6 protein-coding genes and 1 riboswitch are annotated in these 6,894 nt (G+C 70.6%); of the genes, 1 reads left to right on the forward strand and 5 read right to left on the reverse strand.

What is annotated here, in order from left to right:
- Positions 1 to 92 precede the first annotated feature (92 nt).
- The 4 genes from ACIQM4_RS32355 to ACIQM4_RS32370 all read right to left on the reverse strand — a co-directional run bounded on the left by ACIQM4_RS32355 (position 93) and on the right by ACIQM4_RS32370 (position 3,492).
- On the reverse strand, positions 93 to 749 hold the full coding sequence (locus tag ACIQM4_RS32355; RefSeq protein ID WP_401598818.1) for a DUF1707 domain-containing protein: 657 nt from the start codon (positions 747 to 749) through the stop codon (positions 93 to 95).
- Between the two features lie 5 nt (positions 750 to 754).
- The gene (locus ACIQM4_RS32360) at positions 755 to 1,738 is read right to left on the reverse strand and encodes an ATP-binding cassette domain-containing protein (protein ID WP_401598819.1); all 984 of its coding nucleotides are present in this window, start codon (positions 1,736 to 1,738) and stop codon (positions 755 to 757) included.
- Positions 1,739 to 1,745: 7 nt separating this feature from the next.
- Entirely contained in the window at positions 1,746 to 2,594 is an 849-nt protein-coding gene (locus tag ACIQM4_RS32365) for an ABC transporter permease (protein ID WP_401598993.1), read from the reverse strand.
- A 61-nt stretch (positions 2,595 to 2,655) separates the two neighbouring features.
- Positions 2,656 to 3,492 (reverse strand): ABC transporter permease, encoded by an 837-nt coding sequence (locus ACIQM4_RS32370; RefSeq protein ID WP_401598820.1) that lies wholly within the window; start codon positions 3,490 to 3,492, stop codon positions 2,656 to 2,658.
- A 256-nt stretch (positions 3,493 to 3,748) separates the two neighbouring features.
- Here ACIQM4_RS32370 and ACIQM4_RS32375 point away from each other — a divergent pair, with 256 nt between their 5' ends.
- Positions 3,749 to 6,247: a transglycosylase domain-containing protein gene (locus tag ACIQM4_RS32375; RefSeq protein ID WP_401598822.1), complete on the forward strand. Its 2,499-nt coding sequence runs from the start codon at positions 3,749 to 3,751 to the stop codon at positions 6,245 to 6,247.
- A gap of 106 nt (positions 6,248 to 6,353) precedes the next feature.
- Here the strand turns inward: ACIQM4_RS32375 and ACIQM4_RS32380 are convergent, their stop codons facing one another.
- A complete protein-coding gene (locus tag ACIQM4_RS32380) occupies positions 6,354 to 6,674 on the reverse strand; it encodes a DMT family transporter (protein WP_401598824.1) in 321 nt (106 codons plus the stop codon).
- A gap of 38 nt (positions 6,675 to 6,712) precedes the next feature.
- Positions 6,713 to 6,772, reverse strand: a riboswitch (guanidine-III (ykkC-III) riboswitch).
- Between the last annotated feature and the right edge of the window lie 122 nt (positions 6,773 to 6,894).

Raw genomic sequence — 6,894 nt, forward strand, 5'->3', positions numbered from 1 at the left:
CCGGACGAACTCCCACTCGGCATCGGACAGTTCATGACGACGCATCATTCGACCATGATCCACTATCCAAGATCGTCATTTGACGACAGGCCCTACCCCAGCTCCTTCCTCCGCTCCTCCTTCAGCCGTTGCTTCTCGGACTTGCGGAGTTTGCGTTCCACGCCCACGCCGCCCATCAGTGCGAAGCCCGTGACCTTGACGACCGGGGAGCCCGGGGTGCCCTGGCCCGTGGCCTTGTCGTCGAAGTCGCCCATGATGCCGATGCCGGTGACCTGGACCGTCAGCTCCTGCGGGACCTTGACCGCGATGCCGCCCATGATCGTGATGCAGCGGATCGTCACCTCGCGGTCCTCGAAGCGCGCCTCGCGCAGGTCGATCTCGCCGCCGCCCCACATCGCGAACGCGGTGAACCGGCGTGCCACGCTCCACTGGCCCCAGCGCCTGAACCCGCCCCAGAAGGCGAACGCCCCCTTCGACGTGGCGGGCACCCCCACCCGGCCCGCCCAGCTCACCGTCTCCCCGCCGGTCGCGTGCGCCGGCAGGACGGTCGGCGCCGAGCCCGGCGTCAGGGGCAGGTCCCTCACCAGGTGCTGGAGTTCACCCTGGGTGCGCGACGAGTACGCGGCGCCCAGCCGCTCGTCGAACTCCTCCATGTCGAGGCGGCCCTCGGCCACGGCCTCGCGCAGCACCTCGGCCACCCGTTCGCGATCGGCGTCCGACGCCCGGAGTTCAGGAAGGTCACTGGTCATGCGACTCACCCTAGCCGCGCGCCCGTTGCCCCGCCCGTCCCACCGGCGTACATTTTCGCGATCACCGCCTCGATGTCCGGCTCGCGCACCGACAGGTCCAACAGGGGGTATTCGGCGGCCAGTTGGGCTACCAGGGGCGCCGCCGACATCGACGCGGGGAAGGCGAGCCACTGCCGGGGGCCCTCCACCTTCACCACCCTGGCCAAGTCGGTTCGTACCGGCGGCATTTCGTGTTCGAGGTCCACCACGAGCGTACGTTCGCTCTCCCCCACCTCGTGCAGTCCGGCCAACGCCCCGTCATACATCAGCCGCCCGTGGTCGATGACCATCACCCGCTTGCAGAGCTGCTCGATGTCGGTCAGGTCGTGGGTGGTGAGCAGGACGGTGGTGCCGTTCTCGGCGTTCAGGTCGCGCAGGAACTCCCGGACCCTCGACTTCGAGACGACGTCCAGGCCGATCGTCGGTTCGTCGAGGTAGAGGACCTCGGGGTCGTGGAGGAGGGCAGCCGCGATGTCCCCGCGCATCCGCTGGCCGAGCGAGAGCTGCCGCACGGGTACGTCCAACAGCTCGCCCAGGTCCAGCAGTTCGACGCACCGGGCCATGTTCGCGGCGAACCGGTCGTCGGGGATGCGGTACATGCGGTGCATCAGACGGTAGGAGTCCTTGAGTGGCAGGTCCCACCAGAGAGTGGTGCGCTGCCCGAAGACCACGCCGATGCGCTGGGACAGCCGGGTGCGCTGCCCGGCGGGATCGATACCGGCGACGCGCAGCCGGCCGCCGGACGGGGTGAGGATGCCGGTCAGCATCTTGATGGTGGTGGACTTGCCCGCGCCGTTGGGGCCGATGTAGCCGACCATCTCGCCGCGCGAAATCGTGAAGCTGATCCCGTCGACGGCTCTGACCTGCCGTTTCTCCCGTCGCATGAAGCCCGTTTTGCGGCGTACGTCGAAGACCTTCTCGACGTCCGTCAGCTCGATCAGCTCACCCATGTCCGCCTCAGCTCCCCGTACTCCGGTACGACCTCAGCCCCGACCGCCACAGCAGTCCCGCCACCGCCCAGAACCCCACCGCCACCGCCGGCGACAGGAACGCGCACCACTGCGGCAGTGCGAGCGGGTACGGCCTGCCGAGTACGTACATCGCCGGAACCCAGTTCACGAACGCGAGCGGCAGCAGGAAGGTGACGCCGCGCACCAGGTCCTTCGCGAACACCGTCGGCGGGTACTGGAGCAGCGCGTTGCCCCCGAAGGTGAACGCCGACTGGACCTCCGCCGCGTCCTGCGCCCAGAACTGGAACGCGCCCCCCATCGTGAACACCGCCGCGAAGATCACCGCGCCGGTCAGCACCGTCAGCGGCACCATCAGCACCTTGAGCGGCGTCCACTCCACCCCTCCCGCGCCGGTCAGCTGGACGAGCGCGTACGCCAGCACCGCGAGGCCCTGCGTCGTCCGGCCGAGCCTGCGCAGCGCGAACCGGTCCGCCGCGACCTGCGCGAGCACCGGCGCGGGCCGTACCAGCAACGCGTCCAGCGTGCCGTCGCGCACCTTCTGGCCGAGCCGCCCCATCGAGCCCATCGCGAGGTCGGCGAGGCCGAGGGAGGCACCCGCCAGTCCGTACAGGAAGGCCACCTCACCCAGCGAGAAGCCGCCGAGACTGTTCACGTGCTGGAACATCAGCAGCACCGCGACGAAGTCGAGGCCCGTCCCCACGAAGCTGCCGGCCGTCGTGAGCACGAAGGACGTCCGGTACGCCATCGTCGAGCGGATCCACATCGCCGCGATCAGACCGTACGCCCGCAGGCCGTCCCGCAGCAGCGACACCCGGCCGCGCACAGGACCCCGCACCCGCGCCCACTCCCGCTCCTGGCGCCGTTCGCGGGCGGTGGGTTCCCGCCCCGGCAGGAGGTCAGCCACCCTGCACCACCACCCGCCGTGTCGCCACCGACTGCAACAGCCTTCCGCACAGCAGCAGTACGCACGCCCAGCCGGCCTGGAAGCCGTACGCCGCCACCAGGTCCCAGCCCGTCCGCCGGCCCAGGTACACGTCCGCCGGCACCTGGAGCAGCGAGGACCACGGCAGCGCCCGCGCCACCTCGCCGAGCGCCCCGGGGAAGAGGTTGAGCGGCAGCAGCATCCCGGAGAAGAACATCCCGGCCAGCCAGGAGAGCTGCGCCGCCCCCGCCCCGTCCATCAGCCAGAACGCGCTCAGCGCCACCAGGTAGCGCAGCGCGAAGCTCACCACCAGCGCGAGCGCCACCGACCCCAGGAACGCCGCCCACACCCAGCCCGACGGCGGCAGCGCCACCTCGAAGGCGAGCGCCCCGGCCACCATCGGGACCACTCCGCGGCCCAGCAGCTGGAACGCGCCGCGCCCCAAGTCCCCCGCAAGCCACCACATTTGGAGGTCCGCGGGACGGTAGAGGTCCGTCGCGACCGCGCCCGTACGGATGCGTTCCATCAGCTCGTCCTCGAAGCCGCCGCCCATCAACGACGCGGCGGCCAGCAGCGCTTGGCCCAGCCAGACGTACGCGAGGGCCTGCGGCAGGTCGTAGCCGCCGAGTCCGGGCCGCTGGTCCCAGAGCGCCGTGTAGGCGTACGCGAGGATGAACCCGAAGACGGTGTTGGTGAACACGCCCGCCACCGTGGCCGCCCGGTACGTCGCGTAACGGCGGAAACCGCCGGCCGCCACCAGCCCGTACAACCGCCAGCGCACCCGCGCCTCGTGCACCGGCTTCCCACCCACCCGCAGTCCCCGCACCCGCACCTCCCGCGCACCCTCGCTCGTTGTGCCACTTGGCTCACCGCTGCTTCCGGCACCAAAGCGCACGACCCTAGCCCAACGGGGTCACCGTCCGCGAGCGATTACTCGCCGAGTGCGAGGACGAGTGTGAATCGCGGTAAGGCGCGGTGTTTTATGGGAGTGCAAGCGAATCCGCCCGATACGACACTGTTATGCCGGAGTGTGAACCTCTGGCCGCGCCCGAGGAGTCTTCACAGGCATGAGTGACGAGCCAGAGCAGCAGCCGGGCTGGGCCCCCCGGGACCCCTCCATCCCGGCCCCGGGCCCGAACTCCGCCTCGAACCCGGACAACCACCAGGCGGCCAAGGAGAACGGACAGAACGGCAAGGGCGGCAAGCCGGGCAAGAAGCCGAAGCGGCCCAGGCGAACAGGCTGGCGACGGCTGATCCCCACCTGGCGGATGCTGCTCGCCGCCTTCGCGCTGCTCGCCCTCCTGCTCTGCGGCGCCTTCGTGACCGGCTACATGATGGTCAAGATCCCCAAGGCGAACGACACCGCCACCGCGCAGTCCAACGTCTACCTGTACGCCGACGGCAGCTCCCTCGCCCGCGACGGCGACGTCAACCGGGAGAACGTCAAACTCGCCCAGGTCCCCAAGGACGTCCAGCACGCGGTGCTCGCCGCCGAGGACCGCGGCTTCTACAACGAACCCGCCGTCGACCCGCAGGCCATGGTCCGCGCCGCCTGGAACACCCTCACAGGCAAGGGCAAGCAGTCCGGCTCGACCATCACCCAGCAGTACGTCAAGAACTACTACCTGGCGCAGGAACAGACCGTCACGCGCAAGGTGAAGGAGTTCTTCATCGCCATCAAGCTCAACCGGGAGGAGTCCAAGGACTCGATCCTTGAGGGCTACCTCAACACCAGCTACTTCGGCCGCAACGCGTACGGGATCCAGGCCGCCTCGCAGGCCTACTACGGCAAGGACGTCGGGGAACTCGGCGCCCCCGAGGGCGCCTACCTCGCCTCGCTGCTCAACGCCCCCAACGCCTACGACGTCGCCACCCACCCCGAGAACCGCGGCAAGGCGCTCGCCCGCTGGAACTACGTCCTGGACGGCATGGTCAAGGAGGGCTGGCTCGGGCAGGCCGGCCGGGCGCGGACCGTCTTCCCGCAGCCGCAGCAGGCCAAGCCCGCCTCCGGTCTCTCCGGACAGCGCGGTTACATCGTGCAGGCCGTCGAGGACTACCTCACCGACAACAAGGTCATCGACGAGGAGACCCTCAACACCGGTGGCTACCGCATCACCACCACCCTGGAGAAGCCCCGCCAGGACGCCCTCGTGAAGTCCGTCGACGACAACGTCATGAAGAAGACCGACGCCAGGCGCAAGGCGGACCGCAACGTCCGTGTCGGCGGCGCCTCCATCGACCCGGCGACCGGCAAGGTCGTCGCCCTGTACGGCGGCATCGACTACACCAAGCAGTACGTCTCCAACGCGACCCGCCGCGACTTCCAAGTCGGCTCCACCTTCAAGCCGTTCGTCTTCACCGCGGCCGTCGAGAACGGTTCCACCACCCAGTCCGGCGTCCCCATCACCCCCAACACCGCCTACGACGGCACCAACAAGCGCATGGTCCAGGGCCCCGACGGGCCCACCGGCTACAACCCCGAGAACGAGGACGACCGTTCCTACGGCCAGATCTCGGTCCGCACCGCCACCGACAGGTCGGTGAACTCCGTGTACGCGCAGATGGCCGTCGACGTCGGCCCCAAGAAGGTCAAGGAGACCGCGGTCGCGCTCGGCCTCCCCGAGGAGACCCCCGAACTCAACGCGTACCCCTCCATCGCGCTCGGCGTCGCCACCGCGAGCGTCCTCGACATGACCGAGGCGTACGCGACCCTCGCCCACCACGGCCAGCGCGGCACGTACTCACTCGTCGAAAAGATCTCCAAGAACGGCACCGACCTCCCACTGCCGAAACAGGAGGTCAAGCAGGTCGTCTCACGCGCCGCCGCCGACACCACCACCTCCATCCTGCAGAGCGTCGTCGAGGGAGGCACCGGCGCCGCGGCCCAGGCGGCGGGCCGCCCCGCGGCAGGCAAGACCGGCACCGCCGAGGAGGACAAGGCGGCCTGGTTCGCGGGCTACACCCCCGACCTCGCCACGGTCGTCGCCGTGATGGGCGCCGACCCGGACACCGCCGTCCAGACCCCGCTCTACGGCGCACTCGGCCAGGAACGCGTCAACGGCGGCGGCGCCCCGGCCCAGACCTGGGCGCAGTACACGGCGGCGGCAATGAAGGGCAAGCCGGCCAAGGACTTCGAACTGGAACTGGAGGAGGGCGCCGAAACACCGGTCGAACCGCCGCCCACCCGGCGCGAGCCGCTCCGCTCGCCGCCCGGCACCACTCCCGGCGAGAACCCCAGCGCCACCACCGGCACCCCCGCCCCGGACGGCGGCCAGCAGCAGGGCGGCCGGACCGGCACCCCGGGCACGGCCACCGGCGGCGATCCGGGCGGCAACACGCCCGGCGGCGACAACGGCGGAGCGGTCACGGGCGGCGACGCCACCGGCGGCAGCACCAACGGCGGCGCGGACAACGGCGGCACGACCGACGGCGGCAGCGACGACACCGGCGGCACCACCAACCCGGTCGGCGGTCTGATCGGCGGCGGGGACGACACAGGGACCGACGGCGACGACAGCGCGGGCGGCGCCCGCCGCCCGGCGGGCGGCAGCGCCCCGGCCTTCTGAACCTGACGGCGCCCCCGCCCTTCTGAGCCTGACGGCGCCCCGGCCTTCTGAGCCTGAGGTTCAGCGGGCCGGGACGGCGGGGCCCCGGGGAACGAGGGGCCGGAGGCTAGTGCCCCGAGGTCGCCTTCAGGCCCACCACGGCCACCAGCAGCAGACAGACGAAGAAGATCCGGGCGGCGGTGACCGGCTCGTTCAGCACGACCATCCCGAGCACCGCCGCACCGGCCGCACCGATACCGACCCACACGCCGTACGCCGTACCGATCGGCAGCGTCTTCGCGGCCTGCGACAGCAGCACCATGCTGAGGACGATGCCGACACCGGTGCCCAGGCTCGGCCACAGCCGGGTGAACCCCTCGGTGAACTTCATTCCGATCGACCAGCCGACTTCGAGCAGACCTGCGACGATCAGCAAAACCCATGCCATGACGGCACCTCCGGAACGAGAAACGCGGAATCTCACGGGGTGCGTCGTCTTTGCGGACCCGGTACGGCGCGTCTCGTCGGGGTCCTTCCAAGGTAGCAAAAAGTGCGGGTGGGGGGGGGGGGGCCAGGGGGCCCCCCCCCCCCCCCCCCCCAACCCCCCCCCCCCCCCCCCAACAAAAAGGCCGGGGGCGTGGACGGCACCCCCCCCGCGGGGGCCCCCC

The organism is Streptomyces sp. NPDC091272, from assembly GCF_044757485.1.
GTDB lineage: Bacteria > Actinomycetota > Actinomycetes > Streptomycetales > Streptomycetaceae > Streptomyces.

Excerpts from the sequence above, each read along its gene's own strand:
- ACIQM4_RS32355 (WP_401598818.1), bottom strand. The coding sequence starts at position 749 with ATGACCAGTGACCTTCCTGAACTCCGGGCGTCGGACGCCGATCGCGAA.
- ACIQM4_RS32375 (WP_401598822.1), top strand. The coding sequence starts at position 3,749 with ATGAGTGACGAGCCAGAGCAGCAGCCGGGCTGGGCCCCCCGGGACCCC.
- ACIQM4_RS32360 (WP_401598819.1), bottom strand. The coding sequence starts at position 1,738 with ATGGGTGAGCTGATCGAGCTGACGGACGTCGAGAAGGTCTTCGACGTA.
- ACIQM4_RS32380 (WP_401598824.1), bottom strand. The coding sequence starts at position 6,674 with ATGGCATGGGTTTTGCTGATCGTCGCAGGTCTGCTCGAAGTCGGCTGG.